This is a genomic window from Enterobacter sp. 940_PEND, assembly GCF_001059415.1.
GTDB lineage: Bacteria > Pseudomonadota > Gammaproteobacteria > Enterobacterales > Enterobacteriaceae > Enterobacter > Enterobacter cloacae_M.
This window is the reverse complement of sequence record NZ_JUMS01000153.1, coordinates 1-228: the sequence shown is the minus strand read 5'-3', so window position 1 is coordinate 228 and position 228 is coordinate 1. Positions and strand designations below refer to the sequence as shown.

The 228-nt window shown below is 56.1% G+C and carries 1 protein-coding gene; it reads right to left on the bottom strand.

Going from position 1 to position 228, the window contains the following annotated elements; genetic code table 11:
- Window positions 1-203 (bottom strand): lysozyme (locus ADJ24_RS21520; RefSeq protein WP_048703689.1); only part of this gene is annotated, 203 nt, incomplete at its 3' end.
- Window positions 204-228 lie beyond the last annotated feature (25 nt).

Sequence of the window (228 nt, the reverse complement as noted above, 5' to 3'; positions counted from 1 at the left end):
CTTTCGTAGCTGACTAGTCCTGTCTTCAGCAGGCGTTCTGCCGTTTCCTGCTTAATCGTCATCCCGGCGCGGATCGGTTTGCCGTCGACAGGCTGAGTCCACCCATAGCCAATCGTCCACACTCCGACGCTGTCCTGGTACGCGGTGAGCTTGCAGCCTTCGAACTGCTTGATTAGGGCAATGCCTTTATCACTGGTTTGCATTCTTCATCCCCGTCAGGCGTTCCCA